At 69.9% G+C, this 20,021-nt stretch carries 16 protein-coding genes; 9 read left to right on the forward strand and 7 right to left on the reverse strand.

The window, feature by feature from the left end:
* Positions 1-40: 40 nt before the first annotated feature.
* On the reverse strand, positions 41-835 hold the full coding sequence (locus tag F620_RS0105840) for a transglutaminase family protein (RefSeq protein WP_019569816.1): 795 nt from the start codon (positions 833-835) through the stop codon (positions 41-43).
* A 171-nt stretch (positions 836-1,006) separates the two neighbouring features.
* Between F620_RS0105840 and F620_RS0105845 the strand changes: the two genes are divergently transcribed.
* The 6 genes from F620_RS0105845 to F620_RS0105870 are packed head-to-tail and all read left to right on the forward strand — an operon-like array spanning position 1,007 to position 6,779.
* Positions 1,007-2,083 (forward strand): agmatine deiminase family protein, encoded by a 1,077-nt coding sequence (locus tag F620_RS0105845; protein ID WP_019569817.1) that lies wholly within the window; start codon positions 1,007-1,009, stop codon positions 2,081-2,083.
* The gene (locus tag F620_RS0105850) at positions 2,067-3,062 is read left to right on the forward strand and encodes a hypothetical protein (protein ID WP_019569818.1); all 996 of its coding nucleotides are present in this window, start codon (positions 2,067-2,069) and stop codon (positions 3,060-3,062) included. Before F620_RS0105845 ends, F620_RS0105850 begins: the two co-directional genes overlap by 17 nt.
* Positions 3,059-4,261 (forward strand): glutathionylspermidine synthase family protein, encoded by a 1,203-nt coding sequence (locus F620_RS0105855; RefSeq protein WP_019569819.1) that lies wholly within the window; start codon positions 3,059-3,061, stop codon positions 4,259-4,261. The genes F620_RS0105850 and F620_RS0105855 overlap by 4 nt, the downstream gene beginning before the upstream one ends.
* Positions 4,248-5,225: a hypothetical protein gene (locus tag F620_RS0105860; RefSeq protein WP_019569820.1), complete on the forward strand. Its 978-nt coding sequence runs from the start codon at positions 4,248-4,250 to the stop codon at positions 5,223-5,225. Before F620_RS0105855 ends, F620_RS0105860 begins: the two co-directional genes overlap by 14 nt.
* Before the next feature lie 4 nt (positions 5,226-5,229).
* Positions 5,230-6,195: a deoxyhypusine synthase family protein gene (locus F620_RS0105865; protein WP_019569821.1), complete on the forward strand. Its 966-nt coding sequence runs from the start codon at positions 5,230-5,232 to the stop codon at positions 6,193-6,195.
* A gap of 2 nt (positions 6,196-6,197) precedes the next feature.
* Complete coding sequence (locus tag F620_RS0105870) at positions 6,198-6,779, forward strand: CAP domain-containing protein (protein ID WP_019569822.1); 582 nt, start codon at positions 6,198-6,200, stop codon at positions 6,777-6,779.
* 43 nt (positions 6,780-6,822) lie between these two features.
* Here the strand turns inward: F620_RS0105870 and F620_RS0105875 are convergent, their stop codons facing one another.
* Positions 6,823-7,980, reverse strand: coding sequence for a diguanylate cyclase (locus F620_RS0105875; RefSeq protein WP_019569823.1), 1,158 nt, complete (start codon positions 7,978-7,980; stop codon positions 6,823-6,825).
* 133 nt (positions 7,981-8,113) lie between these two features.
* Here F620_RS0105875 and F620_RS0105880 point away from each other — a divergent pair, with 133 nt between their 5' ends.
* Positions 8,114-9,181, forward strand: a complete 1,068-nt coding sequence (locus F620_RS0105880; protein WP_019569824.1) for an efflux RND transporter periplasmic adaptor subunit — start codon at positions 8,114-8,116, stop codon at positions 9,179-9,181.
* Complete coding sequence (locus tag F620_RS0105885) at positions 9,178-12,336, forward strand: efflux RND transporter permease subunit (protein WP_019569825.1); 3,159 nt, start codon at positions 9,178-9,180, stop codon at positions 12,334-12,336. The genes F620_RS0105880 and F620_RS0105885 overlap by 4 nt, the downstream gene beginning before the upstream one ends.
* Here the strand turns inward: F620_RS0105885 and amrA are convergent.
* Together amrA and amrB are read right to left on the reverse strand one after the other, a co-directional pair.
* A complete protein-coding gene (gene amrA, locus F620_RS0105890) occupies positions 12,285-12,881 on the reverse strand; it encodes an AmmeMemoRadiSam system protein A (protein WP_019569826.1) in 597 nt (198 codons plus the stop codon). The two genes, F620_RS0105885 and amrA, sit on opposite strands and share 52 nt — an antisense overlap.
* The gene (gene amrB, locus F620_RS0105895) at positions 12,878-13,681 is read right to left on the reverse strand and encodes an AmmeMemoRadiSam system protein B (RefSeq protein ID WP_019569827.1); all 804 of its coding nucleotides are present in this window, start codon (positions 13,679-13,681) and stop codon (positions 12,878-12,880) included. Before amrB ends, amrA begins: the two co-directional genes overlap by 4 nt.
* A 66-nt stretch (positions 13,682-13,747) precedes the next feature.
* On the opposite strand from amrB, the gene amrS reads away from it, so the two are divergent.
* Positions 13,748-14,860: an AmmeMemoRadiSam system radical SAM enzyme gene (amrS, locus tag F620_RS0105900; protein WP_019569828.1), complete on the forward strand. Its 1,113-nt coding sequence runs from the start codon at positions 13,748-13,750 to the stop codon at positions 14,858-14,860.
* A gap of 42 nt (positions 14,861-14,902) precedes the next feature.
* Here the strand turns inward: amrS and F620_RS0105905 are convergent, their stop codons facing one another.
* From F620_RS0105905 to F620_RS0105915, 3 genes are all read right to left on the reverse strand, one after another.
* The gene (locus tag F620_RS0105905; protein WP_019569829.1) at positions 14,903-17,332 is read right to left on the reverse strand and encodes an EAL domain-containing protein; all 2,430 of its coding nucleotides are present in this window, start codon (positions 17,330-17,332) and stop codon (positions 14,903-14,905) included.
* A gap of 196 nt (positions 17,333-17,528) precedes the next feature.
* The gene (gene cynS / locus F620_RS0105910) at positions 17,529-17,975 is read right to left on the reverse strand and encodes a cyanase (protein ID WP_018870532.1); all 447 of its coding nucleotides are present in this window, start codon (positions 17,973-17,975) and stop codon (positions 17,529-17,531) included.
* 183 nt (positions 17,976-18,158) lie between these two features.
* On the reverse strand, positions 18,159-19,817 hold the full coding sequence (locus F620_RS0105915; protein WP_019569830.1) for a sigma-54-dependent Fis family transcriptional regulator: 1,659 nt from the start codon (positions 19,815-19,817) through the stop codon (positions 18,159-18,161).
* Between the last annotated feature and the right edge of the window lie 204 nt (positions 19,818-20,021).

Here is a 20,021-nt window from a genome sequence, read left to right on the forward strand (position 1 = left end):
AGCTGGTTCCCGAGGCTGGCTCCGGCCACCGGCGCCCGGGTCAGTCGGTCGGTGTCAGGGGCTCCACCGATACCTCCATGCGCGTCGGGATCGCCGGCGGTCCGAACAGGTGATAAAGCGGGACGTCGGCGGCATCGCGGCCGTAGGCCACGCGCACCCGGCCGTTGCCCGGCTGCGCCTGGGTCGGGTCGAAGGTGTGCCAGCGTCCGCCGACCCAGGCCTCGAACCAGGCGTGCAGATCCATCGGTTCCAGCCCGTGCACGTAGCCCACGGTCAGCCGCGCGGGGATGCTGAGGCTGCGGCAGAGCGCCATGCCGAGATGGGCCAGATCGCGGCAGACGCCACTGCCCCGGTTCAGCACCTCGCTGGCGGAGATCGGTGCCGGGTCGGTTTCCGGGCAGTAGCGGATGTGCTCATGGATCCAGCGCGAGATCGCGGTCACCTGCTCGTGGCCGGGCCGTCGCCCGTCCACGATCTCCCATGCCCGGGCGCCCAGCCGGTCCGCTTCGCAGAAGCGGCTGGGCAGGAGATAGACCAGGACCTCGTCGGGCAGTTGTTCCACCGGCACGAACGGGGCGTCGGTGACGTCGATGTCCTCCGGGCGGATCCGGACATCCGCGCTGACGTGCACCGCGAAGGGGCCGGCGGGCGCCATCAGCCGCTGGCACAGGTTGCCGTGACGGTCGGTGTATTCGGCGACGTGGATGTCGGGGGTGACCCGGTAGCGGTCGCTGGCCACCCATTGGTGGGCGTCGCTGTGCGGCCGCAGAAGCAGCAGCATCGGGCTGGCCACCTGCAGGTTCATCTCGAGTTCGGTGGTGACCCTCAGCCACATGATGATTCCGGCCCCTTGCCCGCGGTTGTGGTGACAGTTCGCCGCAGTGTAACCCGGGTGGCGACCTCCCGGTGGAGGGGCCCGGTAGAGGGACACACGACGCTGTGGCATGATCCCGCGTCGACGGCATGCCCTTTCGGGCTGTCGACAGGGGGAACAGGGGGAGAGGCGATGCGGGCAGTGCTGCCCACGGAAGCGGATGACGCCGAGCGTTGCGGGTGCGCCGCGCGGCGGTTCCCTGCGGAGTGGGAACCGCGGGCCGGAACGCTGCTGGCCTGGCCGTCGGCCGAGCAGGCCTGGCGCGGGCAGTACGCCGGCGTGCTGGCGGCCTTTCGCGCGCTGGTCGCCGAGTTACGCCAGGTGGAACCCGTCTGCGTGCTGGTATCGCCCGAGGAACGCGAAGATGCGGCTGCGTTGCTGGGGGGCGAGGACGGGATCTCGCTGCGGCTGGAGCCGCTGCCGGTCAACGATATCTGGATGCGCGATGCCGGTCCCCTGTGGGTCCGCGAGGGTTCACGGATGTTGCTGGTCGACGGTGGCTTCAACGGCTGGGGCAACAAGCACCCCTGCGAACTGGATGCGCTGGTCCCGCTGCTGCTGGCGCGTCGCTGGGGGCAGCGGCGCGAGCGTCTGCCGCTGACGCTGGAGGGCGGGGCCCTGGAATCCAGCGGGGCCGGAGATCTGCTGACCACCGAATCGGTGCTGGGCGCGCCCGCGCGTGACAATCCCGACATGCCGGAGATGGAACGGGCCCTGCGCACGACCCTGGGCGTGCGGCGTGTGCACTGGCTGCCGCGTGGCCTGAGCGGGGATGATACCGACGGTCATATCGACAACCTGGCCCGTTTCGTGGCCCCGGATCGCATCGTGTCGATGCGTTCGGCGGACGGGGCGCATCCGGACGCGGCGATGCTGGAGGACATGCATCGGCGTCTGAGCGCGCTGGACCTGGTGACCGGCCCGCCCGAGGTCGTGAGTCTGCCGGCCCCCGTGCTGCAGGGTCCCGATGATGAATGGCTGCCGGCGAGTTACGCCAATTTCTACATCGCCCCCGGGCGCGTGATCGTGCCGCAGTTCGGCGTGCCCGAGGATGCGGTCGCGCTGGGAGTGCTGGCCGACTGCCTGCCGGGCCACCGGCCGGTGGGGCTGGATGCCCGCGCGCTGGTGCATCTGGGCGGTGCCTTTCATTGTCTGGCCCAGCCGCTGGGCGTGTTTCCGGATGGGGCGCGAGATGTACACGGATCATAAAGTCTATCTGTTGCAGAAGATGGTCGGGCCCCTGATGATCGGGGTGTGGGTCGGCGCCCTGTCTGCGGTCTTTTTTTATGAGGCCGACATCTTCTGGCCGGACACCGGTGTGGTGTTCGGGATGGCGCTGGTCATCTCCTTCTTTGGCCTGCTCTGGAACCGTGCCTCGCGCCTGCACCCGTTGTATCGGCGGGGCAATGCGGCGATCGGCGCGGTGCGTCTCGGGATCATCCTCGGTTTTGCCTGGTGCCTGTGGGTGCTGGTGCATCACGCCGACCCGACCATCGAGGGGTTCTGGTTCGTGCTCTACGCCCTGATGGCGTTCGCCGCGATCAAAGTCTTCGGCCAGGTGGCCGGGCAGCTGTTCGGCCCGCGCCTGCAGGTGGACGTGTTCGAGCGTGGCAATCTCGCCGCCGGGGTCTTCCTCGGTGCGTTCGTGCTGGCGACCGGGATGATCTTCGGCGGCGCGAGCTGGGGCGATCTGGAGGCCGGCGGGCTGGAGTACGGCTGGATTTTCGAGGTCCTGCCGGGCTACGAGGATGGCTGGTGGATCACCCCGTGGTTCTTCGGCATGGGCTGGCTGATCCTGGTCGTCACGCTGGGGCTGTGGATCCGGCGGGAGAAGACCGATTTCTACCGCCGCGTGGTGCGTGACCGCAACATGGAGGACGCCAAGGCAGCCGCGTATTTCATGGTCGCCTGTGCCATCACCCTGACCTACGCGGTGCACGGCGACTATCGCGGATTCGGCGATGCGCTGATCGGCTTCAGCGTGATCGCGCTGCCGGTGCTGGGCCATGAGGTCATGCGCCCGCCCGCGCCGCTCCATACCGGCAATCAGGCCGGTGATCAAACCGGAGACGAGGGCGTGCCGGCGGTCCGGTCGCGCGATCGCGAGGGCGTGGTCTACATCCTGCTGGCGCTGGGCGGGGTCGTGCTGGCACCGCTGGTCTCGACCCTGCTGGGACTGCGCGGGTGAGGACCGAGCCCTGGCCGCTGGAGCCGCCGCAGGCGAGCCGCCTGCTGGATCGGCTGTCGCTGCAGCTGGGCAAGTGGGACATGCACCAGGCCGGCGATCCCACGGTGCTGCCGGATTTTCTGGTGCTGGGCGCCGAAGAGCACCGGGCGCTGGTGCGGCGTGCGCAGACCGCCTGGGCGGCACAGTGCGAGATGGAGGAGGCGGTGCGCGCGCAGCCTGCCTGTCTCGAGGCGGTGGGCGTGCCGGCCGAACTGTGCGAGGTCGTGGCCACGGCGCCCGCGCCCGGACCGCGGCTGACGCGCTGCGACTTCCACTGGAGCACCGACGAATGCTGGCGGATCAGCGAGTTCAACCAGGACGTGCCCGGCGGGCTGGCCGAGACCGCGGAGCTGGACGCCACCGTTGCCGCGGCCACGGGCGTGCGCGGGATGCGGCCGGCCGGGGATCTGGCCGCCGCGATCACCGCCGCGCTGGCGCCGTGGCCGTGTATCGGCCTGGTCCACGCGACCGCATGGTCGGTGGATCTGCAGCAGGTCGCCGCGGTGGCGCGGTGGCTGGAGGCGGCAGGGCATGCGACGGTCATCGGCTCGCCGGCCAATCTGCAGTGGCGTGATGGCCGTCCGCACCTGTTCGATCGGCCGGTGGATGCGCTGTTCCGACATTACCCCGCGGAATGGATTCCCGGGCTGCCCGACCCGCAGGCGTGGCTGCGGGTTGCGCAGGAGGTGCCCTGCATGAACCCGCTGACCGTCGTGGTGGCGGAGAGCAAGCGCTTTCACGCGGCTCCGGCCGAACATGCGCTGGGCCTGTCCGAGGCCACGCAGGCCACGCTGGCGCGTGACTTCACCCGTTCGTGCTATCCCCGGGCGGAGGGGCGTGACGCCTGGCTGGCCGAGCGTGAGGAATGGGTGCTGAAACGCAGCTACGGACGCATGGGCGAGGGCATCCGGATCGGCGCCGCGCTGTCGGCGCAGGCCTGGGAAGAGGCCCTGGATACCGCGCTGCAGGACCCGCAGGGCTTCGTCCTGCAGGAATTCTTCGAACCCGCACCGCTGTGGTTTTCCCATGGCATGGGCTACCCGGTGGTGGGGGTCTTTCTCGTGGACGGCGAATTCGCCGGGTATCACACCCGGGTCAGCCGCCACCCCGTCATCCGGCACGATGCGAATTATGTCCCAACGATGGTTGAAACTGCTTGAGCGCCTCGGGTCCCCGCTGGGGGCCGGCACCGAAGACCCCGATGCCGCACCGCCGGTGGAGGGGCAGACGGTCTCCGAAGACTGGCGTGACTACATGCACCATGAACGGCTGTACCGCCTGTACGGGCCGCATCCGGAGGGGCCGTGGCGGCCGTATCACTGCCCCACGCTGTTCGCCGGGATCGATCGCCTCAAGCTGCAGCCACACGAGCAGCAGCTGCACGAGCGGATTGCCGCCGAGCGTCCCCCGGGCACCTGGGACTGGCTGCGTCCGGATACCCTGACGGTGGTGGACCTGCCGGGCGGTCTGAGCGTGCAGATGGCGGCGACGCTGTTTGCCGAAGGGACCTGTCAGCTCATCGCGACCTTTGATCACTGGCCGCGGGCCAACTCCGAGCCCGCGGGCATGATACGCCGGCTGGACGCGGAACCCACGGCCGCGCCGCCGCACGCGGGGGATCCCCGCATCATGGTCGACTCGCGTGAAGTCGTGAACGCGATGGTGACCATGGCGCCGCGGGTGGCGGCGCGCTGGGCGCGCGGCGTGCCCGCGGACGCGCCGCCGGTGTGGGTCTGCGATGCGCGACGACTGACGCACGCGGAGCCGGAGGCGGGCGATTACGACAACCGCTATTTCATCGATGACTCCATTCTCCCCGGGCCGGAGCGCCTGCGCTCCGCCGGTATCGCGCGGGTCGTGCACGTGGCCGCGGACGCCGATGCCACGCCCGAGGACGATCTGGCCAACTGGCTGCACGAGCTCTACACCGCCGGATTCGACACCGCCCGCATGACCCTGGGCGAGCCCGAGACCTGGGTGATCCCGATGCCGATCATCCCGGCGCCGGGCGGGTCCATCGCCGGCCGGGTGAACAACCGCTCCGATCGCGGGGGGTTCGGTCAGACCATCTCCGAGCGGGGCAGCTCGGGCGGCGTCTACTCGGGCGCCGGGGCCGGGGGCTGAGCGAATGCAGGTCGCGGAGTTCATCGAACGCCATTACGGGCATTTCAACGCCCGCGAGCTGCGCGCCGCCGCGCGCGCCTGGCGCGACCACGCCGACGCCGGCGGGCGCATGTTCCTGTCGATGTCGGGAGCGATGTCCACCGCCGGGTTCGGTCGCATCCTCGCGCGCGCGATCCGCGCCGGCCTGATCCACGGGATCGCCTGCACGGGCGCGAATCTCGAGGAGGACGCCTTTCGCCTGATCGGCGCCGACACCTACGAGACCCTGCCGGACTGGCGCACTCTGGGGCCGCAGCGCGAGGCCGAACTGTACGCCCGCGGGGTCAGCCGGGTGACGGACACCGGGATCCCCGAGACGGCGATGCAGCCGATAGAGTCGCTGCTGATCCGGCGCTGGGAGGCGGCGGCGCGATCCGGGCGCCAGGTCTCGCCCGCCGATTTCCTGCAGGACGTGCTGCGCGACGCGTGGCTGCGCGAGCGATTCATCGAGCCCGAGGCCAGCTGGCTGCTGGCCGCCGATGAATGCGGCGTCCCGATCTGGACCCCCGGCTGGGAGGACTCCTCCACCGGCAATGCGTTTTCCGCCGCGGTCATGCGCGGTGACGTGGCCCGCCACGACTGCGTGGAGCCGGGTACGGCACAGATGAACCGCCTGGTGCGCTGGTATCTGGAGAACTGCGACCCGGCCCCCGGGATTGGTTATTTCCAGATCGGCGGCGGGATCCCGGGCGACTTCGCGATCTGCGTGGTGCCGCTGATCACCCGCGAGCTGGGACTGGAAGACACCCCGACCTGGGGCTATTTCTGTCAGGTCACCGATGCCGAGACCACCTATGGCGGCTATTCCGGTGCGCCCCCGGACGAGAAGATCACCTGGGGCAAGCTGCGCCCCGGGACCCCGCGCTTCGATATCCATTCCGACGCGACCATCGTCGCGCCACTGATCCTGGCCTACATGCTGGAGGACTGACCTTGCGACGCCTGCCGATCCCGCGCCCGGCCGCATGGCCGGGCCTGTTGCCCATTGTGCTGCTGCTCCTCGTCAGCGGCTGTGCCACGCCCCCGTCGCCGGGTGAACGTCTGGTGGAGACGGTCAACGAACACCGCGAGGACCGGGGGCTGGAGCCGGTGGCCTGGTCACCCGCGCTGGCCGAGGTTGCGAAGACCCATCTGGAGGATCTGGAGTCCGCGGATGCCGCGGAGGGCGAACAGTGCAACCTGCACAGCTGGTCCGATGACGGGGACTGGACGGCCTGCTGCTATCGCCCTGGCGACAAGGCATCGGCGGAGTGCATGCGCCGCAAGCCGCGCGAGATTACCGGCGAGGACTATCCCCATGCCGGTTACGAGATCGCGGCCTGGCGCAGTTCCGGCATGGACCGCGAGGAGGCGCTGCGGATCTGGCGCGACAGCGACGCGCACCACGAGGTGATGGTCAATCGAGGCGTATGGTCCGGGGTCGAATGGGAGGCCATCGGCGCCGCGCTGTCGGAGGAATATGCCCTGGTGTGGTTCGGCGAGGAGCCCGAAGGTGAGTCGGGCGTTGCCGAATAGCGAACGGGAAGTCGTCCCGCATGTGCCGCTCGCGGGAATGCGTTCAGGTGGTCGTGCGCGGGGTCGTGCGCGGGGTCGTGCCGGAGTCCGGGCCCGGTAGCGGGTCGGGCGGGGGAACGACGCGATTGCGGCCCGCGGCCTTGCCGGCGTAGAGCTGTCGGTCGGCGCGGGCGAGGAGAGATTCGCGGTCGTCTTCCGGGGCGAATTCGGCTACGCCCAGGGTGGCCGTGATGCCGAGGCCCGCCACGGGCTCCTCGGCCAGGGCCCGCCGGCAGCGCTCGGCCAGCGCCGTGGCTTCCCGCAGGTAGATGCCGGGGGCGACCACCAGGAGTTCCTCGCCGCCCCAGCGGGCGGTCAGGTCGCTGTCGCGCACGCGTGCCTGCAGCCGGGCGGTGACCTCGCGCAGCACCCGATCGCCATGAGCATGGCCGTGGGTGTCGTTCACGTCCTTGAAATGGTCAAGATCGGCGATGATCACGCTCATTGGCTGCCCGTAGCGGCGCGCATAGGCAATCTCGCGTTCCAGACCGGCCTCGGCGGCGCGGCGGTTGGCCAGGCCGGTGAGCGGATCAGTGGTCGCCCAGTCGTGCAGGATCTCGGCGCGCAGCAGGGCGCGCTGCAGCTGGTCGCGCATCCCGGCGACCCCGGCCAGCAGGGCCAGCAGCAGGCCGAGGAACACATGTACGCGCACCAGGTACATCAGGGTCTCGGCCGCGGGCGGGGCGGCTGCCATGTATTCCCGCAGGACCCCGGTGACCGTCAGCAGGATCGAGATCCCGAGGATGGCGAGCCCGGCGATCACCCCGCGGCGCCGGTCGAGCATCACGAAGGCGCCGGCGACCAGCAGTCCCACGGCCCAGAAGTGGCCGCCGACCAGCACCATCAGTTGCTGCTCGATCCCGGCGGCGAAGTGCATGTGCCAGGCCAGCCGCCCGAGGATCAGCGCGGAGGCGACCAGTACCATCAGCCCTTCGATGTGTTCCAGCGTCAGCCATTGCCGCCACAGCACCACCAGCAGCCCGGCGAGGGCAGCCGCGAACGGCGGATAGACCCGGGTCAGGAAGGGATCGTCGGGACCGCGGAACCACCAGCTGAGAAGGGTGATCGTGATCCCGCCGACAAGCACCAGGGCATACACCAGGCGCTTGCGGGCCCGGAGTTCGCGGATCTCGGTGCTGGATTCGTCCGGTTGTTCGGTCATCGGGGTTCGGTCGCGTGCGGGCGCGGGGCCCGTTGCCGGGGTCCCGGCCGACAGGTGGCGGCCGCCCCGTTTATAGTGATGGGTCATAGTGACATTTCGAACGCGGGCGGGCCATGGCGAGAGGTGACCCTTGATGGCGGGATACGGACGGTGGATCGCGGCCGGGGGTATCGTGCTCCTGGCGGTGGCCTGGATCGCCTCGGGTGTGCTGACCCGCGAGCCGCCGGCGGAGCCGGAGCCCCGTGCGGCGCAGCCGATGGCGGTGGCGGTGGAAACCCGGGCGGCCGAACCGGTGGAGCGGATCCTGGTCCTGCAGGGACAGGTGGAACCCGACCAGCGGGTGCGGGTGCGCGCCGAGACCGCCGGGCAGGTGGCCGAATGGGCGGTGACACGGGGGGCCGAGGTGGTAGCGGAGGACCTGCTGGCCCGTCTGCGCATCGACGACCGCGAGGCACAGCGTCGCCAGGCCATTGCGCGCGAACGCGGCGCCGAGAGCGACTTCGAGGCGACCCGTCGTCTGCATCAGCAGGGGCACGCCTCGCGCACCGAGCTGGATGCGCGCGAGGCCGAACTGGAGGCGGCGCGTGCCGCGCGCGAGGCGGCCGAGCTGGATCTGCGCAACACGCGCATCCGCGCGCCGCTGGCAGGTATCGTGCATCAGCGGCTGGCGGAACCGGGGGATTTCGTCGGCCGCGGTGACCCGGTGGCCGAGATCATCGACAACGATCCTTTGCTGGCGGTGGTGCAGGTGCCGCAGCACCAGATCGGGCGGGTCGAACGCGGGCAGATGGCGCGTATCCGCTTCCTCGACGGGCGCACCGCGGAGGGCGAGGTGCGCTTCGTCGCACGAGTGGCCGAGCCGGGCACCCGCACCTTCCGCCTCGAGGTCGAGGTCCCCAATCCCGATGGCGCGTTGCCGTCGGGCCTCAGCGCCGGTGTGGAGATTCCCACCGACATCGTCCGCGCCCATCGCGTGTCGCCGGCGGTCATGTCCCTGGGCGATGACGGTCGCGTCGGGGTGAAGACCGTGGACGATGCCGATCGGGTGGCCTTCCACCCGGTGGAAGTCGTGCGGACCGCGGCGGATGGCGTGTGGGTGACCGGTCTTCCGGACGAGGCCCGGGTCATCACCGTGGGGCAGGGCTTCGTGACCGAGGGCGAGCGGGTGCGTCCGCAGGCGGCCGGGGAGACCGAGCGGTGAATGCGCTGATCGCCTGGGCGGTGACGCATGCCCGGACGGTCCTGCTGTTCCTGCTGCTGATCCTGGTCACCGGGTCCATGGCCTGGGTGGTGGCGCCGAAGGAGGCCGCTCCCGAGATCGACATCCCGATCTTCTTCGTGTCCGTGCCCTACCCGGGAATTTCGCCGGAGGATGCCGAACGCCTGATGGTGCAGCCGCTGGAGCGCGAGCTGCAGGGCATCCCCGGGGTCGATGAAATACAGTCCTGGGCCGGCGAGGGCTTTGCCCTGCTGCGCATCGATTTCGAACCCGGCTGGGACAACCGCGAGGCCCTGTCGGATCTGCGCGAGGAGGTCGATCTGGTTCGTCCGGAGCTTCCCGACGGGGCCCGGGAGCCGTCGGTATCGGAGGTGGACCTGTCGCTGTTCCCGGTGGTGACGGTGAATCTCTCGGGGCCGCTGGAGGAGCGCACGCTGGTGCGTCTGGCGCGTGAGCTGCGCGACCGCGTGGAGGCGCTGCCGGGCGTGCTGGAGGCGGACATCGGCGGCGATCGCGAGGAGCAGATGGAGGTGCTGGTCGATCCGCTGGTGCTGGAGACCTACGAGCTGTCCTTCGGCGATCTGAGTCGCGCGATCGAACGCAATAACCGGCTGGTGGCCGCCGGCGCGGTGGATACCGGGGTCGGACGCATCCCGTTGCGGGTGCCGGGCACCATCGACGACATCGATGACGTGCTGGACACCGCGGTGCGGGTGGAGAACGACACCGTGGTGCGCGTGCGCGACGTGGCCGAGGTGCGCCGCAGTTATCGCGATCCGGAGGGCTTCACCCGCATCGACGGGCAGCCGTCGGTGTCGCTGGAGATCCGCAAGCAGACGGACGCCAATATCCTTGAAGTGGTGGCGGCCGCGCGCGCGACCATCGAGGCCTCGCGCGCCGAATGGCCCGACTCGCTGGAGGTGACGTATACCCAGGATCAGGCGAAGGACGTCGCCGATCTGCTGGGTGATCTGGAGAACAACGTGATCACCGCGGTGCTGATCGTGGCCCTGGTGATCCTGGTGATGATGGGCGCGCGCGCCGCGCTGCTGGTGGGGCTGGCGATCCCGGGGGCGTTCCTCGGCGGGATCCTGGCCATTCATCTGCTGGGCTTCACGCTCAACATCGTCGTGCTGTTCGCGCTGATCCTGGTGGTGGGGATGCTGGTGGACGGCGCGGTGGTGGTCGTGGAACTGGCGGACCGCTATATCGCGGAGGGGCGCGGGCGGGTCGAGGCCTTCCGCGCCGCGGCGCAGCGCATGGCCTGGCCGATCACCGCCGCCATCGGCACTACCCTGGCGGTGTTCGCGCCGATGCTGTTCTGGCCGGGGATGGTGGGCGAGTTCATCGTCTATCTGCCGGCCACGGTGATCGTGACCCTGATCGCGTCGCTGGCGATGGCGCTGGTGTTCATCCCGGTGCTGGGTTCGGTGATCGGCCCGTCGCGGCCGATCAACGCGGAACAGACGCGTTTCGTGCGCGCGGCGGAGGAGGGCCGCTTCGCCGAACTGCACGGCATCACCGCCCGGTACATTCGGATCCTGCGGCCGCTGGTGGACCGGCCGGGGCTGACCCTGGCGGCCACGGTCGGGTTGCTGGTCCTCGCCTACGCCGCCTATGCGAGTTTCGGTCGCGGGGTGGAGTTCTTCCCGTCGATCGAGCCGGAGAACGTCCAGGTCCAGGTGCAGGCGCGCGGCGATCTTTCGGTGCGCGAGGCGGACGCGCTGGTGCGCCAGGTGGAGGGTCGCCTGATGGCCTCCCCCGAGGTGAAACACGCCTATGCCCGCACCCTCGGGACCCAGCTCGCGCGTCTGCAGGGCGATTATCCGGAGGACGTGGTCGGGGTCATCCAGCTGGAGCTGACGCACTGGCGCACGCGCCCGCCGGCGGAGGCGGTGATCGCTGAATTGCGCGAGCGCACCGCCGATCTGCCCGGGCTGCGGTTGCAGTTCCGGGCCCAGGAACACGGACCGGGCGAGGGCCGGCCGATCCGCATCGTCGCCTCCGGCGAGCAGCCCGGCCGCATCCCGCCGGTGATTCGCGAGATCCGCGCGCAAATGGACGATCTGGGGGGCTTCGAGGACATCGGCGACGACCTGCCGCTGCCCGGGGTGGAGCTGGAGGTGCGCTTCGACCGCGAGCAGGCGGCGCGTTTCGGTGTGGACGTGCCGCTGCTGGGGGACGGCGTGCAGCTGCTGACCGACGGGATCCTGCTGGGGAGCTGGCGCCCCGATTTCACCGACGAGGAGGTGGACATCCGCCTGCGGCTGCCGGCCGAGCAGCGCCACCTGCAGCAGCTCGCCAATCTCAACCTGCCGGCGCCGGGCGGACTGGTGCCGCTGGCGAATTTCGCCGAGCTGGTGCCGGTCCCCGCGACCGGTCTGGTCAAGCGCCTCGACGGCCAGCGCGCCTACACCATCGAGGCGGATGCCGCGCCCGGTTACCTGGTGGACGAACGGGTGCGGGCGCTGCAGGCACGGCTGGACACCCTCGAGCTGGATGACGCGGTGGAGATCCGGTTCCGCGGCGAGGCCGAGGAGCAGGAGGAGGCGGCTCGCTTCCTGCTGGGGGCCTTCGCGATGTCGCTGTTCCTGATGCTGGCGATGATGGTCACCCAGTTCAATCGGTTCTCCCAGGCGCTGCTGGTGATGTCCGCCATCGTGTTCTCCACCGCCGGAGTGCTGCTGGCGCTGCTGGCGCGCGGCGAGCCGTTCGGCATCGTGATGAGCGGGATCGGCGTGCTGGCGCTGGCGGGGATCGTGGTCAACAACAACATCGTGCTGATCGACAACTACAACGAACAGCGCGGTCGCGGCCTGACGGCGCACGAGGCGGCCCTGCGGGCGGCGGCCCAGCGCATGCGGCCGGTACTTTTGACCGCGATCACCACCATCCTCGGCCTGCTGCCGATGGTGCTGGCCTGGACGGTGGATTTCGCCGGGCGGGATTTCTACATCGGCGCCCCGGTCACCGGCTTCTGGGTCCAGCTGGCCACGGCCATCGCCGGCGGGCTGCTGTTCGCCACCCCGCTGACCCTGCTGTTCACCCCCGCGATGCTGGTGCTGCTGGATCGCATGCGCGGGCGCTATGAGTCATTGCGCGTATCCATGCGTCCGGGGAGCTCCAGCGAGCCGTAGCGCCAGGCCTGCAGGCCCTCGGGCCACGGATGGCGCGGCAGCCCGGCCTTGCGCAGCAGGGCGTCGACGAAGGCCTCCGGATCGGGCAGGGATTCCCAGACCGCCGGGAGGAAGGTGGCGCGCCGCGGCCCCGCCTGCAGGATCAGCCCGTCCTCGCGCGGACGCAGCCGGTCCAGCAGGGTGTCGCGGTGGTCGGCCTCCAGCGGCTCGGAGGGTCCCAGCAGGGTCACCGAATACGCCAGTCCCTCCAGCTCGCCGGCGTCCAGAGGGGCGAAGCGCGGGTCGCGCGTGGCCGCGGCGACCGCGTTGTGCAGCACATCCTCCGCCAGCGGACGGCGTGCCTCCAGCGAGCCGATGCAGCCGCGCAGTTCGCCCTCGCGTTTGAGGGTGACGAAACTGGCCCCGGGGCGGTCCAGCGGCGCGGGTTCGGCCCCGGGATCCACCATGGGCCGAGCGCCGTCGCCGGCGGCGTGACGGATGCCCGCGTCGGCGATTTCCGTCAGCCGCGCGCGGGCCGCGGGATCGGGTTCGAATGGCAGCGTCATTGCAGGGCCCAGGCGCCGTAACCCACCACCTGGTCGCGCGGGCCGGCGGTATCCGCCGAGGTGCGCCGGTCCAGGGTGGTGATGCGCAGTCCGCGGCGTCGCGCCGCCCGCAGCAGTCCGGCCAGCGGGCGGCAGCCGCAGGCGTCTTCCGGCCCCAGCGCGGTGTCGTCCATGCGCTCGATGACCTGCTGGGTCGCCGCGTCCAGGCGCTGTGCGGTGGCCTCGTCGTGGAAATGCGACAGGTCCGAACTCACCACCACCAGGGTCTCCGGGTCGTCCCACAGCCGGTCGAGTACCGCCTCGACCTGGTCCGGGGACGCATCGCCGACGACCAGCGGGACCAGGCGGAAGTCCTCGAGGGCGACCTGCAGGAACGGCAGCTGCGCCTCCAGGCTGTGTTCCGGGCCGTGGGCGGCGTCCAGGGACTGCACGCCGGGCAGCCCGGCGAGGGCATCCACGGCCTCGCGGTCCACGGGGATGTCGCCCAGCGGGCTGCGGTAATACGCGCTGTCGGTGGTGGCGATCCCGCGAAACGGCACGCGGTGCGAGGGCCCGAGCAGGACCACGCGCCGGATGCGGCCGGCCAGCGGACGCACCCGGGCGTAGGCTGCCGCCGCGACCGGACCGGAGAACGGGAAACCGGCGTGCGGGGCGACGATCGCCCGGGGCACCGGGGCATCCGTCTCCGGCGGCGACACCTCGGCGAGAAAGCGCTCCACCATCTGCCGCAGTGCGGCGGCCTCGGCGGGGTAGAAGCGCCCGGCGACGGCGGGTTCGCGGATGGCGGCGGTGGCGGACATGTCGGGCTCCACAATATCGGGACTCATGGGTTGAATTGTGGGACCTCGGGGGCCACATTCAAGAGTATGAGCCGTACGACCGACACTCCGCAGCACGACGCCTTCACGGTGTCCACGCGCTACTGGCACGCCCTCGACGACGGCCGTGTGCAGTGCGACCTGTGTCCGCGTTTCTGCAAGCTGAAGGAAGGGCAGCGCGGCGCCTGTTTCGTGCGTGCCCGGCTGGACGACGAGGTCGTGCTGACCAGCTACGGCCGCTCTTCCGGTTATTGCGTGGATCCGATCGAGAAGAAGCCGCTGAACCATTTCCTGCCGGGGACACCGGTGCTGTCGTTCGGGACCGCCGGCTGCAACCTGGCCTGCAAGTTCTGCCAGAACTGGGACATCAGCAAGTCGCGCGAGGTCGATACCCTCGCCGACCGGGCGGATCCGGAGACCATCGCGCGGGCGGCCGAGGAGCTGGAATGCCGCTCGGTGGCGTTCACCTACAACGACCCGGTCATCTTCCACGAATACGCGATCGACGTGGCGGCGGCCTGCCGTGCGCGCGGGATCCGCACGGTGGCGGTCACCGCGGGCTACATCACCGAGGCCGCGCGCGGCGAGTTCTTCTCCGCGATGGATGCGGCCAACGTGGATCTCAAGGCATTTACCGAGCGCTTCTACCACCGCCTGACCGGGGCGCATCTGCAGCCGGTGCTGGATACCCTGGAATGGCTGGTGCACGAGACCGACGTGTGGACCGAGATCACCACCCTGCTGATCCCCGGAGAGAACGACAGCGATCCCGAGATCGTGGCGATGGCCGACTGGGTGTATCAGCACCTGGGTCCGGACGTGCCCATGCACTTCACCGCGTTTCATCCCGACTTCCGCATGACCGACCATCCGCGCACGCCGCCGGAGACCCTGCAACGGGCGCGCAACATCGCTCGCGAGCGGGGGCTGCATCACGTGTATACGGGGAACGTGCACGACCGCGATGGCCAGAGCACCTGGTGTCCGTCCTGTGGCCGGCGGTTGATCGGTCGCGACTGGTACCGGCTGTCGGACTGGAACCTCACCGCCGATGGCTGCTGCAATGCCTGCGGGGCGGCCGTTGCCGGGGTGTTCGAGGCGCGGCCGGGGGACTGGGGGCCGCGTCGCCAGCCGGTGCATCTGGCGGATTTTGACCGCTGACCGGCACCGGCCTGCGCCCCGGCGAGTCCCTCGGCGATTCCCTCAGCGCGGGACGCCGGCGGCGGCCACCCCGCCCTCGCAGTCTTCCAGCAGCTGCGGCACTTCGCTCGCCGGGACCGGGGGGCTGCACAGAAAACCCTGCCAAGCGTCGCAGTAGCGGGTCTGGAGGAAGCTGCGCTGGTCTTCGGTCTCGACCCCTTCCGCCAGCACTTCCAGCCCCAGGTTGTGGGCCATGTTGATGATGGTCACGGTCAGTTCGGCATCGTTGGGGTCGTGCGGCAGATCCTGCACGAAGGCCCGGTCGATCTTGAGCCAGTCGATGTTGAAGCGCTTGAGGTAGGCCAGCGAGGAATACCCGGTGCCGAAGTCGTCGATGGCCAGCGCCACGCCCAGGCCCTTGAGCTGCAGCAGGACCTCGCGCGAGCCCTCGGCCTGGATCAGGGTGGTCTCGGTCATCTCCAGCACCAGACGCCCGGGGTCCATCCCGGTGGAATCCAGCACCTCGCGCACGCGCGCGACCAGTGCGGGGTCGTTCATCTGGTGGGCCGAGAGGTTCACCGCCAGCGACAGCTCCGGCAGGCCCTGCCGGTCCCATTCCACCACCTGGCGGCAGGCCTCGCGCAGGACGAACTCGCCCAGCGGGCTGATCAGGCCGGTTTCCTCGGCCACCGGGATGAAGCGCCCGGGCGAGATCAGCCCCTTGTCCGGGTCGCGCCAGCGTACCAGCGCCTCGACCCCGGACACGCGGCGTTCGCGCAGGTCGATCTGCGGCTGGTAGAACACCTCGAGATGGCCGTTCTTCAGGGCCTCGCGCAGATGATTTTCGGTCTCCAGGCGCTCGCTGGCGGCGGCGGTGAGGTCCTCGCTGTAGAAGCTGTAGGTGTTGCGGCCCTGAGCCTTGGCGCGGTACATGGCCGCGTCCGCCTGGGTGATCAGGGCCTCGGGCGACCCGCCGTTATCGGGGAACAGGGTGATCCCCAGCGAGCCTCCGACCTGCAGCGAGCGCCACCCGCCCACCGCGAAGGGTTCGGCGATCACCGCCAGGATCTCCCGGGCCCGCTCCTCGAGGGCCTCCAGCGATTCGACATCGTCCAGCAGGACGATGAACTCGTCGCCGCCCAGGCGGGCGATGGTGTTGGCTCGTACCCGGTCCTTGAGCCGGTCGGCGAGGATCTTCAGGAGTTCGTCGCCGACCTGGTGACCGAGGCTGTCGTTGATGGTCTTGAAACGGTCGAGATCCAGGAACAGGACCGCGACCCGCCCGCCATCTTCGGCACTGGTGTTGATCGCCGAACGCATGCGCTGGGTCAGCAGCACCCGGTTGGGCAGGTCGGTCAGCGGGTCGTGGCTGGCGCGATGCGCCAGCTCCGCCTCGTGCCGGCGCAGGCGGGTCTCGGCCTCGCGGCGCTGCTGCACCTCGCGCCCGAGGTCGCGGTTGATCCGGTGGTAGCGCATGGTCGCCGCGGCCATCAGCGCCAGCAGCCCCAGCAGCAAGGCGATGGTGATCGCCGGGTTCTCGCGCCAGTAGAGCAGCGGGTCCAGGGCCGGGTTGCGTTCGTAGGGCGGGGCGCCCAGACGTTCCAGCAGCTCATGCGCCGGGGCGTAGGACAGGGGCGCGGCCCAGCCGAAATATTCGCCGGTCCGGCTTGCCGGGTGACCCTCCGGCATCTCCAGCAGGGCCACGGTCACCGCGTTGGCCAGGGCTTCGTCGGCATGTTCCATGCGCGAGAACGGCCATTCCGGGAACAGGCGGGTGGTGTGCTCGAACGGAAAGCCGGGGGTGTCGCGCGGTTCCAGCACCCGCAGCTCGCCGGGTTCGAACGCCCCGGCCCCGGCCATGCGGTCGAGCACGCCGGTGCGGACCGTGCCGGCGTCCGCGCGGCCGTCGAGCACGGCCTCGACCACGCGGTCATGCGGCATGTCGGTGAAAGTCAGTTCGGCGAGATCCTCGCGCGGATCCACGCCGGCATCCAGCAGGGCCTCGTGCCCGGCATGCCAGCCACCCAGCGAGCCCTCCTGTACCGCAAACAGGTGCTGGCCGGCGATGTCCTCCAGCGCGGTGATGTCGTCGCGGTCGGCGCGCGTGAAGATGACGCCGCCGAACAGCCGGACCGGTTCGCCTTCGTGTGACGCGATCAGTGTGGTCAGGCGGCTGATGCCGTGGGCGTATTCCAGCTGGACGTAGTGCCCGGTATTGGTGAGAACGAAATCGATCTCTTCCCCCGCAACCGCGTCTTCCAGCTCGGGGTAGTTCATCGCCCGCATGCGGAAGCGGGCGTCGAAATCCTCGCCAAGGCGTTCGGTCAGGTAGTCCGCGGTCGGTTGCCAGCGGGCCTCGGCTGCGCTTGCCTCGCGCACTGCGAGCACACCGATGTCCACTGTCGTGGCCCCATCCGGAGCGCCGGCGACCGCGCCCGGGAGGGACGGGAGCAGCATCACGGCCAGGACAAGGGTGCGGGGCAGCCATTGCATGCCGGTCAGCCTACTACGAACCGGGCGGTGGATGCTTGTCCGTGCAGACAACGGTTTGATTCGGGAACCTTTCGTTCCCGCGAGGGGCAGGGAAATGCAGGGAGGGCAGAGAGGGCAGAGAGGGCAGGCAGGAAAGGCCGCCAGGGCCGCGCCCGGGCCACGGCCACGGGCGGGCGAGAGGGCGAGTGGCCGGCGTTCACCAGCTCTTGTAGGGCAGGAACTTGCCGTTCCAGGTGATCTTCACCCGGTCACCCTTCGGGTCCTCGACCTTGTCGATGTCCATGGTGAAGTCGATGGCGCTCATGATGCCGTCACCGAACTTCTCGTGGATCAGCGCCTTCATGGTGTCACCGTACACGTTGATCGCCTCGTAGAAGCGGTAGATCACCGGGTCGGTGGGGATGGTCTTGTCCCAGTGCTTGTGCGGGAACGCCTGCAGGGCCTTCGACACGTCGGGCCCGAGATCGAGAAACGCGGTGAGCCGGTCGGCCGCCTCGGCGTCGAGATGATTCATGCCGTAGCAGGCCGAGGTCACGTAGACCTCGTGCAGGCCGGTGGCCTCGGCGATGCCGGCCCAGGTCGCGGACCGGCCCTCCTTGGCTTCGAGGATGGTGGCGGTCATTTCGGTCTTGCTGAGGGTCATGGATGGCCTCCCGGTTGGTGTCGGATCAGTGTTGCCACCCAATGCTCTGCAGATCCCGTGCCAGCTGGACGCCGTTCACCGGATCCGCTCCGGGACGGCCGTACGGCAGCACGGGTCGGGTGAGGCGGACACTTTGTCCGCTCCCGGTGCGGACAAAGTGTCGACAATGTCCGAAACGGGGTCTCAGGCCAGTCCCAGTTTCTTCAGGCGGTAGCGCAGCTGGCGCGGGGTGAGGCCCAGGTCCATGGCGGCGCGGGTCTTGTTGCCGCCGCTGCGTTCGATGGCGTCCCGCAGCTGGTCGGCCTCGGAGGCGTGCACGCGGCGGTAGGGGCGGACGATGCCGGGGCCGGCCGCCCCGCCGGGGTGCGGCTCGTTGCCGTGCGTGCCGGGAAAGGCCGGGGTGTCCGGCGATGGTGCGGCGTCCGGTTGCGGGGAACCGGCAGGGCCGGTGGCGTGCAGCCCCGGGCTGATGCGCGATTCCTCGTGCAGGATCTCGTCGATCAGGGCGGTGCCGATGCGCCCTTCGCTGGAGAGCAGCACCGCGCGTTCCAGCACGTTCTCCAGCTGGCGGATGTTGCCCGGCCAGTCGAAGGTCTCCAGACGCTCCATCACCCCGTCGCCGAGGACCACGTTCCAGCCGTGGACGTGGGTGTAACGGTCGAGAAAGTGCCGCGCGAGCAGGCGAATGTCGCTGGCGCGATCGCGCAGCGCGGGCATGTGCAGCGGGATCACGTTGAGGCGGTAGAACAGATCGAGCCGGAATTCCCCGGCATTGACCGCTTTCTGCAGGTCCTTGTGGGTGGCGGCGACCACGCGCACGTCCACCGGGATGTCGCGCGATCCCCCGATCGGCTGCACGACCCGTTCCTGCAGCACGCGCAGGATCTTGGACTGCAGCGCCTCCGGCATGTCGCCGATCTCGTCGAGGAACAGGGTGCCGCCGTCGGCCAGGGCGATCTTGCCGGTCTTGGCGCTGGAGGCCCCCGTGAAGGCGCCTTTCTCGTGGCCGAACAGTTCCGATTCCAGCAGGTCGGCCGGGATCGCGGCACAGTTCAGGGAGATGAACGGTCGCGCGTTGCGCTGGCTGATCCGGTGGATCATGCGTGCGATCTTCTCCTTGCCGGTGCCGGAGTCGCCGGTGATCAGCACCGTGGCCTGGGTGTCGGCGATGCGGTGGACCTGCTTGAGGACGCTGCGCAGGGCGGGGCTTTCGCCGAGGATCCCGTATTTCGCCCCTTGGGTGTCGAGGGCGCTCTTGAGGTAGCGGTTTTCCGAGACCAGTTCGGCCGTGCGTTCGGCGATCAGCTGGTTGATGCGCAGGACCTGGCCGATCATGGAGGCGACAACGCGCAGCACGTTGAGATCGTCCTGGAACTGGCGCGAGCGGCGGCGCAGCCGGTGGACCCCGAGTACGCCGATCGGCTGTTCGTCCTGCACGATGGGGACCCCGATATATGCCACGGTCTCCTGCGGCAGGGTGGAGCGGTCGACCGCCCGGGCGAGGTATTCCGGCTCGTTGTCGATGTCCTGGATCAGCGCGATCTGCCCGGTCTTCATCACCCGGCCGGTCACGCCCTCGCCCAGCGAGTAGCTGCCGCGCTCGCGTTCGGCGTCGGTCAGGCCGTAGGCATGCCGGATCTTCAGCTGTCCGCTGTCCGGGTCGGGCAGCAGGACCCGGCCGCGATTGAGGCCCAGCAGCTGGGACATCATGCCGAGGATGCGGTAGATGGCGGCGTCGGGGTCGCGCGAGCGGCCCATCAGCCGGGCGACCTCCAGCAGCAGGGTGATCTCCTGCTCGCGGGTCGCCTGGTCGGTGCGGTCTTCGGTGGCGGTGTCGTTCATGCTCGGTGGGCATGCAGAAACCCTGCCAGCGCCGCGGACCGGGCCCTGGCGGGGCACGGAGCGGATGCGGGCGGCACCTGGCGGCGGACTTTGCACCGCGATGGTGCGGTCGGTTCCGGTACGCGCCTGAAGGGTGCAGTGCATGCCGCGGGCCGTGGACAAAAAAAGGCCCGGCCGCGCACGGCCGGGCAGACGGAGGGAGTG

Origin of the sequence: Thioalkalivibrio sp. ALE11 (assembly GCF_000381205.1) — a bacterium.
Taxonomy (GTDB): Bacteria; Pseudomonadota; Gammaproteobacteria; order Ectothiorhodospirales; family Ectothiorhodospiraceae; genus Thioalkalivibrio.